The sequence below is a fragment of the Bradyrhizobium sp. genome (assembly GCF_019242285.1).
Lineage (GTDB): Bacteria > Pseudomonadota > Alphaproteobacteria > Rhizobiales > Xanthobacteraceae > Bradyrhizobium.
In genome coordinates this window covers 1-24,244 of sequence record NZ_JAFAVV010000016.1, presented here as the reverse complement: position 1 = coordinate 24,244, position 24,244 = coordinate 1, and the positions used below count along the sequence as shown (strand labels likewise).

At 64.9% G+C, this 24,244-nt stretch carries 24 protein-coding genes and 2 pseudogenes; 9 read left to right on the top strand and 17 right to left on the bottom strand.

Annotated features, from left to right (window positions below; all coding sequences use genetic code 11):
• Window positions 1-524: 524 nt before the first annotated feature.
• Entirely contained in the window at window positions 525-791 is a 267-nt protein-coding gene (locus tag JOY90_RS00850) for a hypothetical protein (protein ID WP_291689282.1), read from the bottom strand.
• Window positions 792-801: 10 nt separating this feature from the next.
• The gene (locus tag JOY90_RS00845) at window positions 802-1,803 is read right to left on the bottom strand and encodes a chemotaxis protein CheB (RefSeq protein WP_291689281.1); all 1,002 of its coding nucleotides are present in this window, start codon (window positions 1,801-1,803) and stop codon (window positions 802-804) included.
• A gap of 125 nt (window positions 1,804-1,928) precedes the next feature.
• On the opposite strand from JOY90_RS00845, the gene JOY90_RS00840 reads away from it, so the two are divergent.
• Window positions 1,929-2,324 (top strand): response regulator, encoded by a 396-nt coding sequence (locus tag JOY90_RS00840; RefSeq protein ID WP_291689280.1) that lies wholly within the window; start codon window positions 1,929-1,931, stop codon window positions 2,322-2,324.
• 146 nt (window positions 2,325-2,470) lie between these two features.
• Entirely contained in the window at window positions 2,471-2,791 is a 321-nt protein-coding gene (locus tag JOY90_RS00835) for a hypothetical protein (protein WP_291689279.1), read from the top strand.
• Between the two features lie 325 nt (window positions 2,792-3,116).
• On the opposite strand, the gene JOY90_RS00830 is transcribed toward JOY90_RS00835, so the two are convergent.
• The 6 genes from JOY90_RS00830 to epmA all read right to left on the bottom strand — a co-directional run bounded on the left by JOY90_RS00830 (window position 3,117) and on the right by epmA (window position 6,963).
• Window positions 3,117-3,332: a tRNA 5-methylaminomethyl-2-thiouridine synthase gene (locus JOY90_RS00830; RefSeq protein ID WP_291689278.1), complete on the bottom strand. Its 216-nt coding sequence runs from the start codon at window positions 3,330-3,332 to the stop codon at window positions 3,117-3,119.
• Window positions 3,333-3,393: 61 nt separating this feature from the next.
• Window positions 3,394-3,591 (bottom strand): hypothetical protein, encoded by a 198-nt coding sequence (locus JOY90_RS00825; protein WP_291689277.1) that lies wholly within the window; start codon window positions 3,589-3,591, stop codon window positions 3,394-3,396.
• A 288-nt stretch (window positions 3,592-3,879) separates the two neighbouring features.
• Window positions 3,880-4,305, bottom strand: a complete 426-nt coding sequence (locus JOY90_RS00820; RefSeq protein ID WP_291689276.1) for a hypothetical protein — start codon at window positions 4,303-4,305, stop codon at window positions 3,880-3,882.
• A 227-nt stretch (window positions 4,306-4,532) separates the two neighbouring features.
• Window positions 4,533-4,778, bottom strand: a complete 246-nt coding sequence (locus JOY90_RS00815) for a hypothetical protein (protein WP_291689275.1) — start codon at window positions 4,776-4,778, stop codon at window positions 4,533-4,535.
• A 44-nt stretch (window positions 4,779-4,822) separates the two neighbouring features.
• The gene (locus JOY90_RS00810; RefSeq protein WP_291689274.1) at window positions 4,823-5,905 is read right to left on the bottom strand and encodes a lysine-2,3-aminomutase-like protein; all 1,083 of its coding nucleotides are present in this window, start codon (window positions 5,903-5,905) and stop codon (window positions 4,823-4,825) included.
• Window positions 5,906-5,910: 5 nt separating this feature from the next.
• Complete coding sequence (gene epmA, locus JOY90_RS00805; protein ID WP_291689291.1) at window positions 5,911-6,963, bottom strand: EF-P lysine aminoacylase EpmA; 1,053 nt, start codon at window positions 6,961-6,963, stop codon at window positions 5,911-5,913.
• A 138-nt stretch (window positions 6,964-7,101) separates the two neighbouring features.
• Here epmA and efp point away from each other — a divergent pair, with 138 nt between their 5' ends.
• The 3 genes from efp (at window position 7,102) to JOY90_RS00790 (ending at window position 10,637) form a co-directional block, all read left to right on the top strand.
• Window positions 7,102-7,668, top strand: a complete 567-nt coding sequence (gene efp, locus JOY90_RS00800) for an elongation factor P (protein ID WP_291689273.1) — start codon at window positions 7,102-7,104, stop codon at window positions 7,666-7,668.
• A gap of 78 nt (window positions 7,669-7,746) precedes the next feature.
• Window positions 7,747-9,309 (top strand): peptidoglycan DD-metalloendopeptidase family protein, encoded by a 1,563-nt coding sequence (locus tag JOY90_RS00795; RefSeq protein ID WP_291689272.1) that lies wholly within the window; start codon window positions 7,747-7,749, stop codon window positions 9,307-9,309.
• Between the two features lie 95 nt (window positions 9,310-9,404).
• A complete protein-coding gene (locus tag JOY90_RS00790) occupies window positions 9,405-10,637 on the top strand; it encodes a lytic murein transglycosylase (RefSeq protein WP_291689271.1) in 1,233 nt (410 codons plus the stop codon).
• 2 nt (window positions 10,638-10,639) lie between these two features.
• Here the strand turns inward: JOY90_RS00790 and JOY90_RS00785 are convergent, their stop codons facing one another.
• The gene (locus JOY90_RS00785) at window positions 10,640-11,443 is read right to left on the bottom strand and encodes a glucose 1-dehydrogenase (protein WP_291689270.1); all 804 of its coding nucleotides are present in this window, start codon (window positions 11,441-11,443) and stop codon (window positions 10,640-10,642) included.
• 26 nt (window positions 11,444-11,469) lie between these two features.
• Window positions 11,470-13,314, bottom strand: a complete 1,845-nt coding sequence (gene recJ / locus JOY90_RS00780) for a single-stranded-DNA-specific exonuclease RecJ (protein ID WP_291689269.1) — start codon at window positions 13,312-13,314, stop codon at window positions 11,470-11,472.
• A gap of 192 nt (window positions 13,315-13,506) precedes the next feature.
• Here recJ and JOY90_RS00775 point away from each other — a divergent pair.
• Both JOY90_RS00775 and JOY90_RS00770 read left to right on the top strand, forming a co-directional pair.
• Window positions 13,507-13,779: pseudogene (locus tag JOY90_RS00775) on the top strand (methyl-accepting chemotaxis protein); the annotation flags it as partial.
• A gap of 386 nt (window positions 13,780-14,165) precedes the next feature.
• On the top strand, window positions 14,166-14,738 hold the full coding sequence (locus tag JOY90_RS00770) for a hypothetical protein (protein ID WP_291689268.1): 573 nt from the start codon (window positions 14,166-14,168) through the stop codon (window positions 14,736-14,738).
• A 51-nt stretch (window positions 14,739-14,789) separates the two neighbouring features.
• Here JOY90_RS00770 and JOY90_RS00765 read toward each other — a convergent pair whose 3' ends face one another.
• The 5 genes from JOY90_RS00765 to JOY90_RS00745 all read right to left on the bottom strand — a co-directional run bounded on the left by JOY90_RS00765 (window position 14,790) and on the right by JOY90_RS00745 (window position 19,853).
• Window positions 14,790-15,509, bottom strand: coding sequence for a haloacid dehalogenase type II (locus JOY90_RS00765; RefSeq protein ID WP_291689267.1), 720 nt, complete (start codon window positions 15,507-15,509; stop codon window positions 14,790-14,792).
• 86 nt (window positions 15,510-15,595) lie between these two features.
• Complete coding sequence (glpX, locus tag JOY90_RS00760; RefSeq protein ID WP_291689266.1) at window positions 15,596-16,597, bottom strand: class II fructose-bisphosphatase; 1,002 nt, start codon at window positions 16,595-16,597, stop codon at window positions 15,596-15,598.
• Window positions 16,598-16,669: 72 nt separating this feature from the next.
• Window positions 16,670-17,989: a homoserine dehydrogenase gene (locus JOY90_RS00755; protein ID WP_291689265.1), complete on the bottom strand. Its 1,320-nt coding sequence runs from the start codon at window positions 17,987-17,989 to the stop codon at window positions 16,670-16,672.
• A gap of 27 nt (window positions 17,990-18,016) precedes the next feature.
• Window positions 18,017-19,237, bottom strand: a complete 1,221-nt coding sequence (locus tag JOY90_RS00750) for an LL-diaminopimelate aminotransferase (RefSeq protein WP_291689264.1) — start codon at window positions 19,235-19,237, stop codon at window positions 18,017-18,019.
• Window positions 19,238-19,454: 217 nt separating this feature from the next.
• On the bottom strand, window positions 19,455-19,853 hold the full coding sequence (locus JOY90_RS00745; protein WP_367276863.1) for a transposase: 399 nt from the start codon (window positions 19,851-19,853) through the stop codon (window positions 19,455-19,457).
• A gap of 290 nt (window positions 19,854-20,143) precedes the next feature.
• Here JOY90_RS00745 and JOY90_RS00740 point away from each other — a divergent pair, with 290 nt between their 5' ends.
• On the top strand, window positions 20,144-21,949 hold the full coding sequence (locus JOY90_RS00740; RefSeq protein WP_291689263.1) for a class I poly(R)-hydroxyalkanoic acid synthase: 1,806 nt from the start codon (window positions 20,144-20,146) through the stop codon (window positions 21,947-21,949).
• A 152-nt stretch (window positions 21,950-22,101) separates the two neighbouring features.
• Entirely contained in the window at window positions 22,102-22,500 is a 399-nt protein-coding gene (locus JOY90_RS00735) for an MAPEG family protein (RefSeq protein ID WP_291689262.1), read from the top strand.
• Between the two features lie 142 nt (window positions 22,501-22,642).
• On the opposite strand, the gene JOY90_RS00730 is transcribed toward JOY90_RS00735, so the two are convergent.
• Window positions 22,643-23,578: an alpha/beta fold hydrolase gene (locus tag JOY90_RS00730; RefSeq protein ID WP_291689261.1), complete on the bottom strand. Its 936-nt coding sequence runs from the start codon at window positions 23,576-23,578 to the stop codon at window positions 22,643-22,645.
• A 205-nt stretch (window positions 23,579-23,783) separates the two neighbouring features.
• Window positions 23,784-24,244 (bottom strand): annotated as a pseudogene (locus tag JOY90_RS00725) (N-acetyl-gamma-glutamyl-phosphate reductase); the annotation flags it as partial.

The following is a 24,244-nucleotide window of genomic DNA, read 5'->3' as shown; positions in this document are numbered from 1 at the left end:
GGTTAATCTGCTGCAAGCGCGCTGGTTGCACGGCCGGTTGGCTCCAGCCACGTCAAGACCCGTCACCTTACCCGGTCTGCAGCGCCGTTTGGAGCGCCTGAACGAGGCCAGGAGCTGTTTTTCGACAGCCGAGGCGGAACGCCTGTTTTGGACTGAACGACATCGCAACCGCACATTTGAGGAATTTCGCGGCCGGAAACGAATGCGTCTTTGCCTGGAGCCAATCGGGCGTATGCTTCTTCAAACAACTGAAGCCGCACGAGCCCTCCATCCAGCCCTGACAGCATCGCAGCCGCTTGAAGACAAGGGTGCAGGGAGCAAAAAAATCCATAGGGAACAATGCCTCACCAGCACGGCTCGGACGTTTCGGAAGAACTGGCTGACTTGACGCGGCAAGCCGAACGGGCCGTCGCGCGGGCACAGGAGCTGCTCCGGGAAAATGAACGTTGGCGCGACCTTGCGGTGCAACAACTCGAGCACATGCTCGAACTCGGGGCCGAGTTCCGCAGAGCTCCAAAGATTCACTATCCTTGACGGCCTTCAGCTTCTCTCTTCTGAAGGTAGGCGATCCGCCGCTCGATCAGCCCGCGATGACGCTCCCACTCGATCAGGATGCTCTTCAGGAGACGGACCAGCCGTTCTGCCTCCTTGACGTTCTGCCCCGAAGCCCGCAGCGACGCCAGCAGGTCCTCCTGGTTGCGCAGCCGGCTCCAGCCTTCCTCGATATCGGCTTCCGCCTTCAGAAGCTGCCGTCTCTCGGCCTCGATCTCCAGCGTCCTCGATTCGGCCATGGGGATGCGCCTAGGCGTTTGCCGGCTTCGCATTGAATGACTGTAGCACGACCTGTCGGATCATATCAGCATAACGGCGATATTCCGCGGCGCGTGCGTCGTACATTTGCGCGACCGCCGGCCGTCCGCTTTTCCGACCGTCCTCCGCCATCCGGTGCACCAGTTCGGCGCGCTCCTCGATGATGCGCATGGCAATCCGCAGCGCTTCATCCACCCGGCCTTCCTGCTCCTTGGCCAGCGCATCCGCGGTGTAGGCATGGCCGACCTGGCAGCGGAAGCGCAGGCCCGGCTCGGTGTTCAGCTCCGACAGCACGCCGCCGCAGCTCGGACAGGTCAAGGCCGCTGGCGCGGCAATGCCGGCGAGGCTGTCGCTGCCGATCCGTTCGCCCGCGGCGATCTCGACCTCCAGCCTGATCTCCGGTGGAACCGGCGAAGCCTTGCCGGCCTCCTCGCGGACCAGGTCGGACAGGACATCTCCGATGCCTGCCGCCGGGACGCAAAGATCGACGGTCGTCACCTCCAGCGCCCTTCGCGGCATCTCGTCGACAACGGCGTCCGACGGGTCCTGCACCAGGGCAACCCCGCCGCAGCGCTTGATCGCGCTGAGACCCGCCGCGCCGTCCGACAGGAACCCGCTGAGCACCACCCCGATCACCCTCGGGCCGTGATGCAACGCAGCCGAGCGGAACAAGGGATCGATGGCCGGCCGCACCAGATTCTCCCGCGGCCCACGACGAAGCATCATGTGCTGGTCGGAGAGCAGCAGATGATAGTCGGGCACTGCCAGATACACATGGCCGGGCTCGATCAACAATCCATTCTCAGCCTGCCGGACCGGCAGACTGCCGGCTGCGCGGGCGACCGTCGAGAGCATCCCGATCCCCTGGGATGGGACATGAAGCACGACGAAAATCGCCGCCGGCAGATCGATTTCCAGCCGGCCGAGAATTTGCTTCAGGGGGGCGGTGGCTCCGGACGAACCGCCGATGACAATGATGTCGCGGTTGGGCACGATATCCCCTATTGTGTCGCAGTCTCGGGAACCGGCGGTTCCGTGACGCGTTCAAGTGAGGACAAGGTTCGCCGGGAACGGACGTTCCTATTGCTTTCGAACTGGGAGGTCGGTTGGAGAGCCAAATGTCTTCGTCAGTTGCAGAATTGGCCGTGGCGCCCCTGGCGGGCCGGCGCGTGCTCATCGTGGAGGACGAATACTTCCTTGCGGACGACCTCGCCCACGCCCTGCGAGCGCTGGGCGCCGAGATCATCGGCCCGACCGGCGAGTTCAATGAGGCCCGGCAGTTCCTGAATATTTCCTCGGCGATCGACGGCGCACTGCTCGACATCAATCTCCGGAACGAGATGATCTTCCCGCTGGCACGCGAATTGCGGGTGCGGCGGGTGCCATTCACGTTCACCACCGGCTACGATCGAACGTCGCTCCCGAGCGACCTCCGGGACGTGCCGATCTGGGAGAAACCGCTCAACATTCAAGCGGTTGCGAGATCGTTGGCGGATGACATCCTGCGCCGCTGAGCGGAGTGGCGCGGTCGCGCAGAGACGGTAGCAACCATCCCTTCTCAGGCAGGCGTATTATCCGAGCATCACCGGCCGATGTTCAGTCGGTAGGCGTCGGTGGCTGAGAGACCGGTGCGCTCCAGCCTGCGAAGCTGGAGCGCGACATGCAGTACCGGATCCACCGGGCATCGGACGATGGCGCGATCGGCGCCGAAACGCCTCTTCGCTCCTGCGAACTGGTGGAAAAATCCGTCAACCTGCTCAAGCAGAGCCCGCTCCCGACACCTTTCTGGGCCGGGAGCAGATCAGGCATGGCCCGCCGGAGCGCGAACCATGACTCCGGCGCGATGCTTTGGCGCGATCCGATCGGGCTGCTCCTTGAGCTTCCATCAACAGCCCTGATCGGCGGTCGTTGTGTTTTTCGCTCCTTCAGCTTGCTGCGCCGCGGTCGGCTGGCCCTGCATCTGACGTTGTGCATCCTGTGACGATGTCGCCGTATTGTCGGCGGCCTTGTTCATCGTATCGGTGGGCGGATGCCCCTTCGTCTCGCCCGAAGTTGAAGCGGAGCCGGTCGTCTGGCCGGTATGGCCGGGCGTTGCGCCGGACCCTGCGTCGCGGCTTGCCGTGTTGCTGCAGGGGCCGGCCTGCGATGCCGTGATGGTGAAGACCAGCAGGGCTGCGGAACATAGAAGCTTGCGGGAAGTGATCATCGTTACCTCCATGGTTTTTGGCAGATGGTCGCCGCGAAGCCAACCGGTTCGTCGGCGGCCTGTTCCTGGATTTCGCGGAAGCTCGGTCGCGGCATTCGCGTCAGCGAAAGCGACGCGACGTAATCGACAGGGCGAACACCGGGACGTTCCCTTCAGCGACTTCGAGCAACCATCGCTCGCCCGGCTCCAGGCTGCCCTCGATGTCACGACACAGCAGCGTCGCCTCGCGCCAGGCTGCTGCATCGTTCGGAAGATCCGCACCCTGCGCATCGTCAAACGGCCGGCTGTTGCGAATATGAAAATGGTATCTCGGCATCAAACCCATCCGGAACAAGCAAGGCCCAAATCGCCGGAACCGGGAGCCCGGCGGAAGGGATTCAACGTTGCTCGCGCGACTTGATCTCGCGATCGATGCGCATCTGGGCACGGCGTTTCGCGAGCGCTTCCAGCCGTGTTTCCGTCCGGCCCGATACGACCTTATGGTCGATCCGGAAGGAATAGCACCATACGCCCTCGCTCTCGTATTCGACGAGGGAGCACTCTACGTCCTTGTAGCGAATGGATGTTCTTGCCATTTGCAACATTCGGTAGCGGCCTGAATGCCAACGATCGATCCTCGCCAGCGTTCCTCGCGCGGCGAGGCGGACCGGCCGGACGGGCGAATCAGTCCGCTCTGGCGGCTTTTGCCCATGCTGCGGTCGACCGAGGACCTCGAAATCGGCTGCGCCAGGAAGCCAATTTCACGAGGCCTTTCAGGCTATTGCGGCGCACCGCCCGGCGGGGCTCGATTTTTTTCTTTCTTTTTTTCAGAAATTATGGTTATTTGGGCGCATCCCGCCTCGATGAGAGGGGCGTACGCGTCGTCACGGACGTTGAGGCGGGGAGCGATGGACGCGATCGTATCGCTGGACGAGCGATGCAGTTGCGGACGGCGAAAACGTGTGGTTCTGGCGCCCCGACGCTGGCGCTAAGTTCGCGATGATGCTTGGCATCACGCGGATGACGGGGGCAAAAAAGCCCGGTCCCCGGGAAGAGCACGTCATAAGCGTTAACACCATCGCGCAGGGAATGCCGGTGATTTCGGCTGAACCTGTGGTAACCGCCGCGTGCGTTCTTGTTGCACGCGGGCCATGGGTGAGGCTGAACCACCCGGCATTCCCTGCGCCCTCTATGATTTCGAGGGCGACGTCTTTGCAAAGCTCGGGCGAAATGCGCCGCGAGAACGCGAGCGCTTGTGCTCCGCTATCGCACACCTCCGCAGTCATGCCCGCGAAAGCGGCATCCAGCATCCCAGAGGCTTCTCGGATGAACTCAACTGTCTCTGGAATGCTGGATTGCCCGGTCCCGCCTGCGCCAAAGGCTTCGGCGGGCGCGCAAGCCGGGCGACGACAGGGTGCCCGAATTCGGAGGGTGGGCTAAGCGGCCACTTGCACCGATGCACACCACGCAAAGGAAGAAGCGTGCCCACCATCTTGGAGCGACACCGCCGAAACGATGGTGGCACGGCGCAACGCGACTAACACCCGCGGCAGATGCTCTTGATCTTCTTGTCGAGCAGCGCGTCTTCCTTGTTCACCGGCTCGTTCGGGTTGCTGAGATTCTTCTCGTTCGGCAACTGGTCCGCGCGCGGCTGGCGGTGACCGATCGGCGCCGGCGGAACGCCGCCGGCGTTGTTGGACGAATTCGAGTTGCGGCCCTGGGCCATGGCCTCGGGCGCGCCGGCCATCAACAGGAGCGCCAATCCGACGATGAGTTTTTTCATGTTGCTCCTCCCCGTCTCACGAAATGCGATGCGCCGGACCAGGTTCACGGCCTCGGCGGATAGAGATGTACGCCACCGCAATAGTCGACGACACGATAGCGCGTTTGCTCTCGCCCTACACCCTCCTCCATCCCGGAATCGTCGGGCAAGAGATAATTCGGGCCGACCGGCGACTTGCCGGCGCCGCCGGGAATGTCGAGCACATATTCCGGCTGGCACAGGCCCGAGACCCGGCCGCGCAGGCGCCGCATCAGCTCCTGGCCCTCGGCAAGCGTGGTGCGCAGATGAGCGGTGCCTGGCGCGAGATCGCCATGATGCAGATAATACGGCTTGATACGGCATTCAACGAAGGCGCGCATCAACTGTTCCAGCGCCTCGACACGATCGTTGACACCGCGCAACAGCACCGTCTGGCTGACCATGGGAATTCCTGCGTCGATCAGCCGCGCAGCCGCCGCGCGCGCACGCGGCGTCAACTCGCGCGCATGGTTGGCATGCAGCGCGACCCAGGTCGCGGCCCCCTCGGTCTTCAATGCGGCGACCATCGCCTCGCTCACGCGTGCGGGGTCCGCCACCGGCACGCGGGTGTGAAGGCGGATGATCCTGACGTGATCGATGGCGGCGAGCTCCTTCATGATGTCGCCGAGCCGGCGCGCCGACAGCATCAGGGGATCGCCGCCGGTGAGGATGACCTCCCAGATCTCCGGCTGCGCGCGGATATAGGCAAGCGCCTGCGTATAGGCCGCGTCCGACAGCGCGCTGTCCTTGCCCGGCCCGACCATCTCGCGACGGAAGCAGAAGCGGCAATACACCGCGCAGACATGAACGAGCTTGAACAGCACCCGGTCCGGGTAGCGGTGCATGATGCCCGGCACCGGCGAGAAGGCCTGATCGCCGATCGGATCGACGTTCTCGCCTGCCTCGCGTTGCAGCTCCGCCGCGGTCGGGACGAACTGGCGCGCGATCGGATCGCCGGGATCGTTCGGGTCGATCAGCGCCGCAAGCTCCGGCGTGATCGCGACCGCGTAGCGCGCGGCGACCTGCCGCAACTCGGCAAGATCGGTCGCGTGCACGAGGCCGTGGGCGACCAGCTCGCCCGGCTCACGCAAGGTCGTCGTCGCCTGCATTCCGCTCACCTGCCGCCTGACGGTGGCGTCCACACCACCTGATCGATCCGATGCGCCCCGCTTGCCAGCATCACCAGCCGGTCGAAGCCGAGCGCCACGCCGCTTGCATCGGGCATTTCGGCGACGGCTGCAAGAAACTCCTCGTCGAGCGGGTAGCGCTCGCCGTAACGAAGTGCCTTCTCGTCCATGGCGAGGCGGAACCGCCGGCGCTGCTCGTCGGCATCGGTCAATTCGCCAAAACCATTGGCGAGTTCGACCCCGCAGGCATAGATCTCGAAACGCTCGGCGACACGCGGATCGGACGCCTTCGCCCGCGCCAGCGCCGCTTCCGGTGCGGGATATTCGAACAGAACGGTCAAACGCCCCTGCCCCAGCCTCGGCTCGACGTGCTCGACCAGGATTTTCGAGAAGATGTCCGACCACGTATCGTCATCGGCGATCTTCACCCGCTCCCTCGCCGCCCGCGCCAGGCCGTCGCGATCGCCTTCGCCATCCGCGATGGTGGCGAGCAGGTCGATATCGGCCCATCGTTCGAACGCCGCAGCCACCGTGAGCCATTCCGCCGCCGCCAAGGGATCGGCGAGACGGCCCCGAAACGCGAAGGCCGCGATTCCGGTCGCCCGCGCCGCCTCTGCGACGATGGCGAGGCTGTCGGCGATGATCGCCTCGTACGCCGCATTCGCCCGGTACCATTCCAGCATGGTGAATTCCGGCAGATGCAGGTCGCCGCGCTCGCGATCGCGGAACACGCGCGCGAATTCGAAAATCCGGTCTTCGCCGGCGGCGAGCAGCTTCTTGCAGGCGAATTCCGGCGAGGTGCGCAGGTATCGAATCACCCGCTCGCCATCGGGGCCGGTCAATTCGGTGCGCGGCGCATGGAGGTGGGTCTCGTTGCCGGGCGACACCTGCAGAATCCCGGTCTCGACCTCGACGAAATCCCGCTGCTCGAACCAGGCCCGCACCGCCCGCGTCATCGCACCTCTGGCGCGCAGAAACGGCCTGATGTCGCCGTGCCGCCCGGGCGACCACCAGGGCGAGGTTGGATCGTCCAGTGGCATCAACAGGTAGCCTCCCGGGACCCTAAAACGCTGGCATCGGAGCGCAAAATCAGTATGTTGCGGCCCGAAATATTGAACACGGCCTCGCAACGTCCCTGTCCCCTCCGGTATCGGCCCCAAACCCCAGGAAAAGCCACTTTGAGAGTCATCGCCAGTTCCATCCGCAAGGGCAACGTCATCGAGCAGGACGGCAAGCTTTACGTCGTTCTGAGCGCCGAGAACATCCATCCCGGCAAGGGAACGCCCGTGAGCCAGATCGAGATGCGCCGAATCAGCGACGGCGTGAAGATCTCCGAGCGCTACAAGACCACCGACCAGGTCGAGAAGGCGACCGTGGAGGAGCGCAACTTCACCTATCTCTACGAGGACGGCGACGGCTTCCATTTCATGAACCCCGAAACCTACGACCAGATCCAGGTGCCGAAGGACGTCATCGGGGGCTCGGCGGCCTATCTCCAGGAGAGCATGGTGGTCAAGCTCTCGCTCCACGAGATGAACCCGATTGCGGTGCAATTGCCGCAGCGCGCGACGCTCGAGGTGGTGGAGACCGAGCCCGTGACCAAGGGTCAGACGGCATCCTCGTCCTACAAGCCCGCCGTGCTGTCGAACGGCGTGCGCACCTCCGTGCCTCCGCACATCTCCACGGGAACGCGGATCGTGGTGATGACCGAGGATGGCTCCTATGTGGAGCGGGCCAAGGACTGATCGCAAGGGCTGATCTAAAGGGCTTGCGCCGGAGGGGGCGACGCATTGGGGAGAGGGCCTGTCCGGTTCGTCATCGGCTTGTCGGCAGCTCTCGCTTCGCTGCTCGCGGGATGGGATTCTGCCGCTGCGGATGAGTTCCTGACGCCGGCGGTCTCGGTGGTCCGCGTCGAGTGGCGCGCCGTGGTCGATCAGCTCCGCACCGAGATCGGCGGCACGCCGGCGGTGGCCGCGAATTTCAGCTTTGCCGGCCAGCGCCGCGTCGGCGCCTCCCATCCGCGGTCGATGCCGGCGCTGGTGCAGCTCAATGCGGCGACCGCGCCGGTCTTTGCGGGTATCGCGCGCAGCACGGTGCCGGTGCTGCTGCCGTTCGACACGTCGGCCTATCTCGCGGACGAGCTCGGCGGCACGCCGCCGGCCCCGCTGCCGCGCTACCAGGCCGAGTTCAACCCCGTCGATTTCTTCGACGCCGGCCCGGCCGGCTACGACGCGGTGTTCTCGCTGGCGCCGGACATGGGCCAGCCGCAGCGGACCTTTGCGAAGCCCGTCCTGGTCGAGATCACCGGCTCGCTTCTGACCTACGACCTCAACGATCCCCAGGGCGGCAAGGGCGAGCCGGTCAGGTCGCTCGCGGTGGAGTTCCCCGATCTGCGGCGTTTCATCCGCGAAGGCTATGTGCGCTACGCTTTCACCCGTTTCGGCGTTCCCTATGTGGTGTCGATCCAGTGCCTGGACTCTGCGCCGCGCGTGCGAAGGCTCGCCTGCCGCGAGGCTTATCCGGTCGCCGAGCGTTTCCTGAAAGCGCTGCGCATCGCCGGCGGGCTGCCGGCGCGGCCGAGGCCGGATCTGGCGGCCACCGCCGTGGAACGGCCGCGCGCCTTCTCGCCCGACTTCACCTATCGGCCGGTCGGCGAAATCCTCCTCGGCAGCGGCTTCCACAGGCAGCGCGGTCGCGTCGACCTCACTGCCTATTCGCAAATCCGCTTCCCGCTGGAAGCGCCCGCCTATGTGCATTCGCAATCCTTCGGCCGCCGCTCCGGCAGCAAGGCCGATCAGCCCAACAGCGCCTATCCCTGGCGCGACAATTTCTGCGAGGCGCGCAGCTTCGGCGTCGGCCAATGCGCCAACGGCTTCGGCCATCAGGGCGAGGACATTCGCCCGGGCGCCTGCCCCTCGCACGGCGAAGGCCCGAACACCTGCGATCCCAGGCAACAGCCGATCGTCGCGGTTCGTGACGGCGTCGTGATCCGTGCACCGAGGCAGCAGGCGGCGACGCTGCAGATCAACGGCCGCAACGAGCATATCCGTTTCCGTTACATGCATATGTCGCCGTCGCGGATGGACGCCGACGGCCTCCTGAACGGGCGCCAGATCACCGAAGGCGAGAAGATCGGCGTGGTCTCGAACTACCTCGATCATCCCAATGGCACCACGCGCCACCTGCATTTCGACGTGCAGGTGTTCACCCGCGACGGCTGGATCTGGGTGAATCCCTACGCCACCCTGATCTCGGCCTATGAGCGGCTGATCGGCGGGCGGGGCCGCGAGCTCGGAGCGGAAATCGCGACGTCGGCGGCGACGAACGTGCCGCTGCCGCCGGCAGACGCGGTTCGCCCCGGCCTGCAGGAGGGCAGCGAGAATTAGCGCCGTCTCGCGAAAGTGGCAGATTTGCCGGCGCAGAACCCGGATCGAGCGGAACGGTTGTGCTTCCGCCACCATTGCACGATGAGATGCTGCTCATGAAACCGCCTGATTGCGTGCGCCACCCGACGCGCCGCGCGCTGCTCCAGTCCGGCCTCGGCGCGGCCGCCCTGCTCGCCGAGCCGCTTGCGGCATTTGCCGCACCTGCCGGCTTCGACGCCTGGCGCGACGGCTTTCGCGCCCGCGCGCTCGCCGCCGGCATCAGCGACGCCACCTGGAACCACGCCATGGGTCATGTCGAGCCCGACATGACGGTGTTCAAGGAGATCAAGAACCAGCCCGAGTTCAAGGAGGAGACCTGGCAGTACGTCAACCGCCGCGTGTCCGACTGGCGCATCATCAACGGCAAGGTCGCGCTGAAGAACAATGCCGCGCTGTTCGAACGGATCGAAAGGGACTTCGGCGTCGAGCGTGGCACGCTGCTCGCGCTCTGGGGCGTGGAGTCGGCGTTCGGCGATCCGCTGGTGCAGCAGAACCACATGCGCCCGGTGTTTCCCTCGCTGGCCGCGCTCGCCTGGAACGAGCCGCGCCGCAAGGCGTATTGGGAAGCGGAATTGATCAACGCGCTGAAGATCGTCGATCGCGGCTGGAGCACGCCGAACGAGATGCAGGGCTCCTGGGCCGGCGCCATGGGCCACACGCAATGGATGCCCGAGGTCTGGCTCAATGTCGGCATCGACTATGACCGCGACGGCAAGATCTCGCCCTTCGGCAAGCCGGACGACGCGCTGGGATCGACCGCGAAATTCCTGGTCAACCGCGGCCATTATCACCGCGGCGAGCACTGGGGCTACGAGGTCCGCCCGCCCGGCGGCGCGGTGGGCGGCAGCCGGAGCTATGCTGCCTGGTCGAGCGCCGGCGTTGCGCGCGCCGACGGCGAGGCCTTTCCGCAGCCGAATGCGACCGCACAGATGTGGGTGCCGGTGCCGGGCGGACCGACGTTCCTGCTGGGTCCGAATTTCTATTCGGTGAAGAGCTACAATCCCGCGATGAACTATGCGCTCGCGATCTGCCATCTCGGCGACCGCATTCTCGGCGGCGGGCCGTTCATCCAGCCGTTCCCGGGCTCGGAACGCGCGCTGACCTTGGCGGAGGTGCAGGAAATGCAGACGCGCCTCACGAAGGCCGGCTTCGACACCGGCGGCACCGACGGGCGCGTCGGCAACGACACCATGAAGGCGATCCGCGACTACCAGATGAAGACGGGGCTTCAGCCCGCCGACGGCTATGGCGGGCTGAAGGTGTTGGCGCGCCTGCGGCAGGGCGGCTAGTGTCAGAACCGCCGCGCGATGCCCCCGGCGAACATGCCGCCGTCGATCACGAGCTCGGCCCCGGTCATGTAGCTCGACGCGTCGGAGGCGAGAAAAAGCACGCCGTTGGCGATGTCGCTGGCCTGCCCGGCCCGCCCGAGCGGCGTCGCGAGCCGCGCGCGCTCCTCGGGATCGATCGGCGCGTTGGCGCCGGCAGCAGCGGTCGGAATCTTGCCCCAAATCGGCGTGTCGATGATGCCGGGATGCACCGAGTTGACGCGGATGCCGTCGCCCGCCGCGGCGCATTCCATCGCCACCGCCTTGGCGAACAGCCTGACGCCGCCCTTGGTCGCGCTGTAGCCCGCGAGCCCGGGCGCGCCGCGCAGGCCCGCCAGCGACGACATCATGATGACCGAACCGCCGCCGCTCTTGCGCATCAGCGGCAGGCCGTACTTCACCGAGAGAAAGACGCCGTCGAGATTGATCGCCATCTGCCGCCGCCAATCGGCGAACGACATCTCGACGATCGACGGCACGCCAATGCCGATGCCGGCATTCGAGACCAGGATGTCCAGCCGACCGAAGCGTTGCTCGATCTCGGCGGTGAGCTCCGCCCAGCGCGGCTCGCTGGTGACATCCTGCTGCAGGAAGATCGCGCGGCCTCCCGCCTTCTCGATGCTGGCGACGACTTCCAGCCCCTTCAGCTCATCGACATCGCTGACGATGACGGAAGCGCCCTCTTGCGCCAGCAGTTCCGCGGTCGCAGCACCGATGCCCGAGGCTCCGCCCGTGACCAACGCAACCTTGCCCTCGACCTGTCCTGCCATATCCACTCCCTGCTGTTTTTCGTTTTCTACCGGATCACCGCCGGCCCCGGATCGGGCACCGCGACATCGAGCACGCGCAATTGCACGCGTTCGACGCCTTGATAGCGGTCCAGCACCAGCGCGCCCGCGACATGCAGGCTCTGGCCCCGATGCTGGATCAGCGCCTGGCCGAGCTTCTGGCCGACCGCGCGAAACGCCATCCCGTTCACGACAGCGCCGTCGCCGGACTGAAATCGCACACGCAGATGCGCCTGGCCGACCTCCTCGGCGAAGGCGAGCTGATGCGACGGCAGCGCCAGTATCGGCTCCGGGTTGCCGCTGCCGAAGGGGCCGGCACGACTGAGTGTCGCGACCAGCTCGGTCGTCACGCCGCGCGCGCTCACCGCACCGTCGATCAGGAGCTCGTTGACATGCCGCGCCTGGGCGACATCGGCCGCCAGCGCGCTCTCGAGATAGGCGCGGAATTCGCCGAGCTTCTCCTTGCGCAACGTCACGCCGGCGGCCATCGCGTGCCCGCCGCCCTTCAGCAGCACACCGTCGATGACCGCCTGCCGCACCGCCTTGCCGAGATCGACACCGCCAATCGAGCGGCCGGAACCAGTGCCGAGGCCGCCGGGCTCGAGCGCAACGGCAAAGGCCGGCCGCGCAAATTTCTCCTTCAGCCTTGCCGCCACGAGGCCGACCACGCCGGGATGCCAGCCCTCGGACGCCGTGACGATGACACTGCCCTTGTCCTCCAGGCCGAGCGACGCCAGCGCTTCGGCCTCCGCCTGCGCCTCCGCTGCCTGCTCGATGATGCGGCGCTCGCTATTGAGCCGATCGAGCTCCGCCGCGATCCGCGCGGCCTCCGAGACATCGCCTTCCAGCAGCAGCCGCACGCCGAGATCCGCGCGACCGATCCGCCCGCCGGCGTTGATGCGCGGTCCGAGCAGGAAGCCGAGATGCCAGGCCTCCGGCGGGCCATTCAGCCGCGAGACGTCCATCAAGGCGGTGTGGCCGACATGGTCGCGGCGGCGGAGCGCGATCAGGCCTTTCGCGACCAGCGCGCGGTTGAGCCCGATCAGCGGCGCCACGTCGGCGACGGTGCCGAGCGCCACGTGATGCAGCATGCCGAGCAAGTCCGGCTCCGGCATCTCGCCGGTCCAGAAGCCGCGGGCACGCAGCTCGCGATTGACCGCGACCAGCGTGACCAGCGTCAGGCCGACGGCGGCGAGATAGCCAAGGCCCGAGAGGTCGTCGGGCCGGTTCGGATTCACCAGCGCGTCGACGTCGGGCAATTCGAGGCCGGCCTGGTGATGGTCGATGACGACGACGGACATGCCAAGCCGCTTCGCCTCGGCGAGCGGCTCGAGGCTGGTGGTGCCGCAATCGACGGTGACCAGCAGCGTCGCGCCCCTGGCCGCGAGTACGCGCACCGCGTCGGTGTTCGGGCCATAGCCCTCGAACAGCCGGTCGGGAATGTGGATCAGCGGATCGAGCCCGCAGTGACGCAGGTGCCAGGCGAGCAGGGCCGCCGAGGTGGCGCCATCGACGTCATAGTCGCCGAAGATCGCAACCTTCTCCGCACGCACGGCCGCGTCCGCGATGCGCTTGGCCGCGGCCTCCATCTGCGTCACCGTGAAGGGGTCCGGCATCAGCTTTCGGATGGTGGGATCGAGAAAATCCGGGACCGCGTCGATCTCGACGCCACGTCCGGCCAGCACCCGCGCCAGCATTTCCGGAAGCAGATGGCGCTGCGAGATGGCCAGCGCCCGCGCCGCGCCGCGCGTATCCAGCCGGTCGCGCCACAGCTTTGCGGTCAGCGACTGCGTGACGCCGAGAAAGGCGGGCGGCTGTTCAACCGGCAAGGCGGAGGCGGCAAGCGGCGGCATGTTCAATCGCGAAAGAGGCACGAAAGCCGCGCGTCGCGGCAGGCTGCGGACGCCGCATCTCGAATCCGAACGCGGCCCTCGTTCTTAGTTCAAATGGCTGCGCGAAGCAGCGCCTTGCCCAAATAACGTGCACCATTATCCCGCATATCTACAGGCTGCGCCAAGAGAGATTAAACCATGATTCAGGTCTGTGCGATTCACTTCGACTGGGAGCCGCAGGCAAAAGCCATCGTCCAGGGCGTGCGTGTCGGCTCGGCCGACCGGGCCCGCGTGCTGCTCGTCGATTCGAACTTGCGGGTGATCGCGGCCTCCGACGGCCATGGCCTGCTGTCGGAGCGCATCTCGTTGTCGCTCGACGGCCGGCGCAGCGGCTTCTATCACGACCGCGCCGGCACACTGGTGGCGTTCCACGCCACCCCGGGCTACGAGACCTACAAGGGCCTCGGCTGGCACGGCGTGATCCTCAGCGGGCCGCGTGATGCCAAGCGCGCCGGACTGAACGGCGACAGCGCCCTCGATGCGTCATGGACGTGCATTCGACGTCTTGGTCATGTCCATCGCTGGCCACTGCTCGGAAAGAGGTGGCAAAGCCCATTTCCTTGCCGTCTCGGAGACATCAACAGGCGAACAAGACCGGTCGAATCGGTCGAAAATGCCCCGAATGTCGCGCAAGGCCCGGCTTTTGACGTTTGCAGCGCTGGTCAATTTCCGAAGACCCATTTTCCTGTACGCCCGCAACGCCATGGGGCGCGCCTGGTCTCGACAGCGCAAGGCGCATCGGCGGGAAAGGAACACAAATGTTTTTGGACCACGAGGATGCGAAGAAATACCCCAAATGCAAAGAGCTTATGATGAAGCTCGAAGCCAGCCTGAAGCACCAGCCCGACGTGTTGAAGGCGTTCTTCACCGTCTGTAATGCGGCCCGTCAACCTACGCCCACCAAGGATGTCGAAAAGATCGCGCGAGAGAAGGCGCTGAGATACGGACCGGGTCCCCGGATCAAGGTGTATGAGCGAGGAGAGTCGTTTTACATCCCGGGAATTGTCCAGGACACCGAGGGAGGACCACGAAAAGTAGTCCAGGCATGCGCAATCAACGACACCGTCACCGCCGTTCTGCACAAGACGCCAGTGGTCATCGAAATGATTTCTCCTTGGTTCGATGCATTTGAGTTCGGCTACTATCCCGGCGATCAGGGCCGCCCCGGCAGACGGCTGACGATCACGCTGCTTCACGAGCTCGTCCATTGGGTCCGCGGTCAGACGAAAGCTTCCGATAACGCTACGCTCCCAGGCTATATACCAGATCAGGAGGCCGGCGAACTCTTCGAGAAAGTCGCCTATGGCGACACGATTGCAACAAATCTCTGCAACGATGATGAAATATTGGACGCTGTCACCTCGTTCAGGCGCCGGCCATTCTAGTTCGTACTCCGCTGCCGCCGCGCCATGAGGTCTCCGAGCGGCGTTCCGACACTAGCATCCCATGCGGTGGGCGATGCCGCCGAAATCCTTGGCGACGATGTCCCAGTCGCCCCTCGCCTCGAAATCATATTTCTGCAAGGGACCGTATTCGGTCGGGCGTGCCACGAAGGCGGTCTTCAGGCCGAGCTTCTGCGCGGCCCTCAGGTCATGGTTATGCGCCGCGACCATCATCACCTGCTCCGGCGGCAAGCCGAGCAATCTCGCAGCGCCGAGATAGGTCTCGGCGTCGGGCTTGTAGTGCTCGAACAGCTCCGCCGACAGGATCAGGTCCCAGGGCAGGCCCGCAAACTTCGCCATGTTGGTGAGCAGCGCGACGTTACCGTTGGAGAGCGGCGAGATCACGTATTTCGTCTTCAGCCGTGTCAGGCCGGCGACGCTGTCCGGCCACGGATGCAGGCGGTGCCAGCCCATCGTGAGGTGACGCAGGTCGGCGTCGTTCAGGCCGGTGATGCCGAGCTCGGCCACGAGCTTTTCCAACGAACGGCGATGCAGCACGTCGAGGATGACGTAGTCGTCCTGCGGGTTCTTGCGCACGACGTCCATCGAGGCCGCATAGACGGCACGCCAGCCATCGACCAGGGCGGTCCAATCGGCCTTCTTGCCATTGGCTTCGCCCCATTTGGTGAAATCGTTGATCAGGCTGGTGCGCCAGTCGACGACCGTCCCGAACACGTCGAACACCAGTGCTTTCACCGCCGAAATATCCGACATTTGCGTTTCCCCTATTGTTGTTGTTGTCGCCCTCGTTGTCCGTCATTTCGGGATGCGCGAGCGCAGACCCGGAACGACGCGGCTCGTCAGTCCAGGTGGAACTTCTCGAGCTGGCGGTGCTCGGCCTTGATGTAGCGCACGGTGCCGGTGACGGAGCGCATCACCACCGTTTCGGTCTCGATCACGTTGTCCTTGCGGAACTTGACGCCTGTCAGCAGCGAGCCGGTGGTGACGCCGGTCGCCGCGAACAGGCAGTCGCCGCGCGCCATGTCCTCGATGCCATAGATCATGCGCGGATCGTGGATGCCCATCTTGTGAGCGCGCTCGCGCTTCTCCTCGCTGTCGAGAATGAGCCGGCACTGCATCTGGCCGCCGATGCAGCGCAGCGCCACCGCCGCGAGCACGCCCTCGGGCGCGCCGCCGATGCCGAGATACATGTCGACGCCGGTGTTGTCGGGATCGGCGCAATGGATCACGCCGGCGACGTCGCCATCGGTGATCAGGCGCACCGCGGCGCCGGTCGAGCGCACACCCTGGATGATGTCGGCATGGCGCAACCGGTCGAGCACCAGAACCGTGATCGCCGAGGGATCGACGCCCTTGGCCTTGGCGAGGCGGCGGACATTGTCGGCCGGCGAAGCATCGAGCTCGACGACGCCCTTGGGATAACCGGGACCGACCGCGAGCTTTTCCATGTAGACGTCGGGCGCATGCAGCAGCGTGCCGCCATCGGCCATCGCCATGGTGGCGATCGCGCCCGGCATGTTTTTCGCGCACAGCGTGGTGCCCTCGAGCGGGTCGACGGCGATGTCCACCTTGGGGCCGGCCTTGAGGCCGACGGTCTCGCCGATATAGAGCATCGGCGCCTCGTCGCGCTCACCCTCGCCGATCACCACCGTGCCCTCGATCGGCAGCTTGTTGAGCTCGCGGCGCATTGCGTCGACGGCGGCCTGGTCGGCCGCCTTCTCATTGCCGTGGCCGCGCAGCCGCGCGGCCGACACCGCCGCCCGCTCCGTCACCCGCACGAGTTCGAGCGTGAGGATGCGTTCGAGCAACAATTGCGGCGGGACGGAAATATGGGTCGACATCAGCAAACTCCTTCAAGCCACGCAGGCGAAGCTTACCCCCGCATAGCACTGCTTTACGCGCGATGTGCGCATTCAATTCTTCTCGATCCGGATCACCTGCGGCCGGCCCGAAATCACCTTGTCGCGCTGCACCGCGGAAAGCGCGCGGTACACGGCATCCTCATGGGTCGCATAGGTAATCAGGATGACCGGCACCGGCGCGGCCTTGGCCGGGACCGCCGTGGTGCTGCTGCCGTTGGGATGGCGCTGCACGATCGATTCGATCGAAATCTTCTGTTCCGCGAGCCGTGTCGCGATCGTCGCCGCGGTGCCGGCATGATCGCGCGCCAAAAGGCGGATGTAATAGCCGCCCTCGTGACGCTCCATCGGCGCCTTCGCGGTCTCCTGCAGGCGCTCGACCGGCCGGCCGAACGGCGCCGCGCGAATGCCGCGCGCGACGTCGGCGATGTCGGCGACGACGGCGGACGCGGTCGCGGCCCCGCCGGCGCCGGGCCCAACCAGCGTGATCGGCGGGATCCCTGTCCCATCGATGGTGAGGGCATTGGTCACGCCCATCACCTGCGCGATCGACGAGGTCTTTGGCACCATGGTCGGATGCACGCGCTGCTCGATGCCCTTGGCGGTACGCACCGCCACCCCGAGCAGTTTGACGCGATAACCGAGATCGGAGGCCGCACGGAGATCCTCCGGGGTGATTGAGGAGATGCCTTCGACATAAACCGCGCTCTGCGCGACCCTTGTGCCGAAGGCCAGGCTCGCGAGAATCGCCAGCTTCTGCGCGGTGTCGTGGCCGTCGATGTCGAAGGACGGGTCGGCCTCGGCATAGCCGAGACGCTGGGCGTCCTTCAGGCATTCGTCGAATGACAGGCCCTCCTGTTCCATCCGGGTCAGGATGTAATTGCAGGTGCCGTTGAGTATGCCGTAGACGCGATCGATGGCAGTGGCCGCAAGCCCCTCGCGCAGCGTCTTCACCACGGGAATCGCGGCGCCCACCGCGGCCTCGAAATTCAGCGCGCCGCCCTTCTGCTCGGCCAGTTTGGCGAGCCGCACACCATGCTTGGCCAGCAGAGCCTTGTTGGCCGTGACGACGGACTTGCCAGCCTTCAGCGCAGCCTCGACCGCCGACAGCGCCGGCTCCCCTGCTCCGCCCATCAGTTCGACGAAACAGTCGACCTCCGGATCGACGGCAAGCTCGAGCGGCGACTTCGCCCAGGCGACGTCGGCCAACTCAAGGTCGCGCTTCTTCGCCTTGGACCGGGCGGTGACCGCCGTCACGCGCACGTTGCGGCCGCAGCGCGCGGACAGCGTGCGCGCCTGGGTCTCGATGAGGCGAACGACTTCGGCGCCCACGGTGCCGAGTCCCGCGATACCCACTTTCAGGGCTGCGACCATGACGTGAAACGACCTTGCGGAAGAAAATTACCGCCGGGTGGCGAGGGGAACCACGTTGTGCAACGTTTCGATGCCGCTTTCAAGGAAACGGCGCACCCCGCGCGCGGCCTGGCGAATGCGCTGCTCGTTTTCCACCATCGCGATCCGCACAAACCCCTCGCCATGCTCGCCAAAACCGACGCCGGGCGAGACCACAACCCCGGACTTTTCCACCATCAGGGTTGCAAACTGCATGCTGCTGACCCCTTCAAAGGCTTTTGGCAGCGGCGCCCAGGCGAACATCGACGCCTGCGGCGGCGGGATCTCCCATCCCGCCCGGGCAAACGATTCGACCAGCGTGTCGCGGCGCCTGCGATAGGTTTCGCGCATCTCGCGAATGCAATCGTCGGGTCCGTTGAGGGCGGCGGTTGCGGCAACCTGGACCGGCGTGAAGGCGCCGTAGTCGAGATAGGATTTGACCCGCGCCAGCGCCGCGATGATCCGCTCGTTGCCGACGGCAAAGCCCATGCGCCAGCCGGCCATCGAATAGGTTTTTGACATCGAGGTGAATTCGACTGTCACATCGACCGCACCCGGCACCTGCAGCACCGAGGGCGGTGGATTGGCGTCGTCGAAATAGACCTCGGCATAAGCGAGGTCGGACAGGATGAAGATCTCGTGCCGCTTCGCAAACGCGACGAGATCCCGGTAGAAATCGAGACTCGCAACATAGGCGGTCGGGTTACTCGGGTAGCAGACCACGAGCGCCAGCGGCTTTGGAATCGAGTGCAGGATGGCGCGTTCGACCGCCTCGAAGAATTGCGGGGTCGGTTCGGAAGGAACCGAACGGATCACGCCGCCCGCCATCAGGAAGCCGAAAGCGTGAATCGGATAGCTCGGATTCGGGCACAGGATGACGTCGCCGGGCGCCGTGATCGCCTGGGCCACGTTGGCAAAGCCCTCCTTCGACCCCAAGGTCGCCACGACCTGGGTTTCGGGGTTCAGCTTGACCCCAAAACGCCGCGCATAATAGGCGGCCTGGGCCTTGCGCAGCCCCGTAATGCCGCGCGAGGCGGAATAACGGTCGGTCCGCGGCTTGCCCAGCGTCTCCTTCAGTTTCTCCAGCACATGGAGCGGCGCCGGCAGATCCGGATTGCCCATGCCGAGGTCGATGATGTCGGCGCCGGCGTTCCGCGCGGCCGCCTTGGCCCGGTTCACTTGCTCGAAGACATAAGGCGGCAGGCGACGGATGCGGTAAAAATCTTCCATGGCTCCTTCACTCCGGCAACCGATCGGGCACGCCGCAAGCCAAACGACACCGCACAAGATTCTCGGACGCCTGATCCGTCCGGCACTATCCGTGCAAAATCAAAGACTTACGGCAAGCTCTGCAGGCGAGAACGACATCTCTCGCCGATCACTTTGCGATTGTTTGATACTTTTAGCATGGCGGGCCGGCCATTCCAGCCGTTAGACGGCCATCCCCTCAATCTTCGGCCCGGCTCTCGCCCGGCGGCGGCTTCGCCCGCCGCGTCTGTTTGGGCGGGCCAGCGTCCTTGTTAGCGGCCGCGGGGGGCGTCGGAGCCGTGGCTGTCGGAGCGGCCGCCGTGGCCTGGTGGTCCCGGGCCTTGAGCAGCTCGGCCTGAATCTTGGCCCGCTCCGCAGGGGGAATGACCTGCTCTTCGCGGTCAGGCGGCAGGTCGTGAACCGGCAGATAGCCGTTGGGCTCGTGCGGAGCCGGCGTCTCGGCCGTGCTGCCGACCGGCAGATCGGCGATCGAGGTGGAACAACCGGCCAGCGCAAGCGTCATCGCGACGAGCGCGCCCAGAGAGAGCACACCGCCAAACCCTCGACCAATCACCTGCCTTCGTCGGTCCGCCGCCATGGCCTTGTCAGAAGCTTCCCTCGCACCATCCCGACCGGAGATTTCATTGACCGGTCTTGGCAACCAGGCCCGACGCATTGTCGCGCCGAAATGATCGGCTGCCGAACTGAAACTTGCCGTGGGACTTTAGTTTGTCCGAACCAAGGTAGTTTATCGCAATGCAACAGAAACGCGAAGCGTCATGATGCGTCATTCACCTGATAAATACTTTGAAACATACCGGTCCTTGTTAACACCACAATCCGATCAATCGCGGTGACGGACCGCCCCTGAAGCGTTAGTGTCGCATCATGAACGACGTATCGGTTGAAGCACATACTGGCAAGAAGTTCGATCCGGAAGCCTTTGCGATGAATTTCGCGAAGGCGATGGAGAACAGCGGCAAGGCGCTCGCGGCCTATCTGAAGCCGCGCGAGAGCGGCGAAGTCGTCGACAAGCCGCCGAACGAACTCACCGAAATGGTCAAGACCCTGACCGCCGTCGCCGAATACTGGCTGTCGGACAATGAGCGTTCATCCGACCTGCAGACCCGGATTGCCAAGGGCTATCTCGATCTCTGGGGCTCGGCCGTGCGGCGGATGGCCGGCGAAGAGGCGCCGCCAGCCATTTCACCGGCGCCGCGCGACAAGCGTTTTGCCGATCCGGAATGGAAGTCGAACCAGTTCTTCGATTTCGTGATGCAGCTCTATCTGCTCACGGCGCAATGGGCGCACGATCTCGTGCGCAATGCCGAGGGGCTCGATCCGCATACCCGCAAGAAGGCCGAGTTCTACGTGGGCCAGATCACCAACGCGCTGTCGCCGTCGAACTTCGTGCTGACCAATCCTGAAGTGCTGCGCGAGACGATTACGTCCAGCGGCAGCAATCTGGTGCGCGGAATGCAGATGCTGGCCGAGGACATCGAGGCCGGCAAGGGAACGCTGAAAATCCGCCAATCCGATCCCGCCAATCTCGCGGTCGGCGTCAACATGGCGACGACGGCCGGTAAGGTGATTTTCCAGAACGACCTGATGCAACTGATCCAGTACCAGGCGGCGACCGAGAAGGTGCTGCGCACGCCGCTTTTGATCGTGCCGCCCTGGATCAACAAGTTCTACATCCTCGACCTGCGGCCAGAAAAATCCTTCATCAAATGGTGTGTCGATCAGGGCGTCACCGTATTCGTGATCTCCTGGGTCAATCCCGACAAGACGCTCGGGGCAAAGACCTGGGAAGATTACATGAAGGAAGGCCCGCTCGCCGCCATGGACGTCATCGAACAGGCGACCGGCGAGATGAAGGTCCACACCATGGGCTATTGCGTCGGCGGCACGCTGCTCGCCACCACGCTGGCCTGGCTGGCCGAGAAGCGGCGCCAGCGCGTCGCCTCGGCGACCTTCCTCGCCGCGCAGGTCGACTTCACCCATGCCGGCGATCTCCTCGTCTTCGTCGACGAAGGACAGATCTCGGCGCTCGAAAAGGACATGCAGGAAAGCGGCGTGCTCGAAGGCAACAAGATGGCGATGGCCTTCAACATGCTGCGGTCCAACGACCTGATCTGGTCCTATGTCGTGAGCAACTACCTGAAGGGACAGCCGCCCTCGGCATTCGATCTGCTGCATTGGAACTCTGATGCGACGCGGATGCCGGCGGCCAACCATTCCTACTACCTGCGCAACTGCTATCTGGAGAACCGCCTGACCTCCGGCAGCCTGGTGTTGGACAACACGCTGCTCGACCTCGGCAAGGTCAAGGTGCCGGTCTACAATCTGGCCACGCGCGAGGACCATATCGCGCCGGCGGACTCCGTGCTGCACGGCTCGAAATTCTTCGGCGGACCGGTGAAATATGTCCTCGCCGGCTCCGGCCACATCGCGGGCGTCATCAACCCGCCCGCCTCCAGAAAATATCAGTATTGGACCAACGAGAACATCAGGGATGTCTCGCTTGCCGACTGGATGAAGGCAGCCGACGAGCACAAGGGCTCGTGGTGGCCGGACTGGCGCGGCTGGCTCGGCCAGATCGATTCCGAGGAGGTCGAAGCCCGCAGCGTCGGCGGCGACGCGCTGCCGCCGATCGAGGATGCGCCCGGCAGCTACGTCAAGGTGCGCGCCTGACGCGGTCGACTTTTTTCTTGATGCAAGTCGGTCACGCGTCGTTCGAACGCGCTATAGTCGGGGAAAATCCGCCCGCGCGGCGCCACAATCATGGTGAAGTGGGAACCTGGGGCTGCTGCCGGGCATATTGTTTTGCACTGAGGGGAAAATCCATGACGCGTGAATTGTTCTGGCTGACGCTGACGGTCATTCTGACGGGCGTATTGTGGATCCCCTACAGCATCAATCGCACCCAGGTCCGCGGCCTCATGGGCGCGATGGCCAATCCCGCGCGCGGCGACAAGCCGCATGCGCCATGGGCGACGCGGCTGATGTTCGCGCACGACAACGCGGTCGAGAATCTCGTGATCTTCGCCCCGCTGGTGCTGATCCTCAATGCGCTCGACTATTCCACCACGTGGACGGCGCTGGCCGCCGCCGTCTTCTTCTGGGCCCGCGTTGCCCATGTGATCGTCTACACGCTCGGCCTGCCGGTCTTCCGCACGGCGGCCTTCACTGTCGGCTTCCTGGCAGAGGTCGTCCTGGTGCTCGGAATCTTCAAGGTGGTTTAAGACTTGTAGGATGGGCAAAGGCGCTCTTGCGCCGTGCCCACCAGCGCTGCGACGTGGTGCGAAATGGTGGGCTCGCTTCGCTTGGCCCACCCCCGCTCCTTTGCTATCCACCTGGCGCTCGTCAAAGGGCCATCAGGGGAGGCTACCGCAAAGCCGCCATCGCCTGCGCGATGCGTTCAGCATCGGCATAGGTAACCATGTGCCCGGCGTTCTCGACGAGCCGGAGTTGAGAGCGGTCGAGCACCTCCTGGAGACGTCGCGACTGCGCGGGCTCGATCAGTCGGTCCTGCGCGCCGTGGAAGAGCCGGACCGGGCACCCGATGCTGGGATATTGCGCCTCGAATTGTGCCGCGACGGGAACAAGGAAGGCACTCTCCTCCGCAGCCGCCCTCAGCTGTTTCGGTCGCAGTGTGAGGCAAACGGGAAACCTGTTGGTAAATTCTGCCGGGACCGGGCGAGGTGAGAACAGTTTTCGAAGCAGGCTCGGCAGGATGAGATAGGAGATGATCGGGGCCACCGTGTAACGGATCAGGTCGCCGAACAGCGGGATCGCCGGCCCCGACATCAGCCAGAAGTCCAAGCGCATGTTCGGAAAATAATAGCCGGATGCGAGCACGATCCCGCGGATCGGATAGTCGCTGCGCAAGGCAAGCGCGATTGCGACAAGCGTGCCCCATGAATGTCCGAGGACCGCGGGATTGCGGATCCCGAGTTGTTGAAGAGCGTTTGCGAACAAGGCCGCCTGGGCGGTCGCGGTCCAGATGCGGGAGCGCGGCCGCTGGCTGTGGCCAAACCCCGGCCGGTCAAAACACAGGACGCGATGACCGCGCGCAAGAAGGTCGACCAGCCCGCTGATTTGCAGGTCCTGCAGCATCGTTCCGTTGCCATGAAACAGGACGACGCAAGGTGCGTCGGTTTCACCCCGGTCAATGTAGTGAAGCCGCACGCCATCACATTCGACAAACCGCCCGGAGGGAGGGTGCCTTCGCTCGGCGATGAGCTGGAAGATGATGTTGCCGAGCACCAGAAGGATCAAGATGACGACAATGATCAGGACGACGATTTCCGCATGCGACATCTGCTGAGCTCCATCAGGGGGCTCAACTCGCAAGCGTATTGCCGCATCACCGAACCCGTCTGTGGAGAACAGAAAGCTGGCGCGCTCGTTCCTCCGGTCGAGGGAAGGGTCCCCAGCAGTGGCGTCTCCTCACCACGCCACCGCTGATTTCGGCATTGATCTCTGCCTTGGTGCGGACTCGACGCGATCCCGGCACCGCACACCGTCAGTCGGCAAAGCCCAGCATCAGCCGCATGTTCTGCACCGCGGCGCCCGAGGCACCTTTGCCGAGGTTGTCGAGCCGCGCCACCAGAACCGCCTGCGGATATTTTTGGCTGGCAAAGACGTAGAGCTCGAGCTTGTTGGTTTCGTTCAGCGCCTCCGGCTCGATCCGCCCGCCTCTGGCCGCGTCGTTGTCGAGCGGCATCACCGAGACATAGGTGCTGCCCTCGTAGCGTTTCGCCAATGTCGCATGCAGATCGGCGGCCGCCGGTTTGCCCGGCAGCGTGTCGAGATGCAGCGGCACCGACACCAGCATGCCCTGCCGGTAGTTGCCGACCGAGGGCACGAAGATCGGACGCCGCGTCAGGCTCGAGTAAAGCTGCGTCTCCGGCAGATGCTTGTGCTCGAAGCCGAGGCCGTACAGCTCGAAGGACGGCGCGCTGCCGTCCTCAAAACTCTGGATCA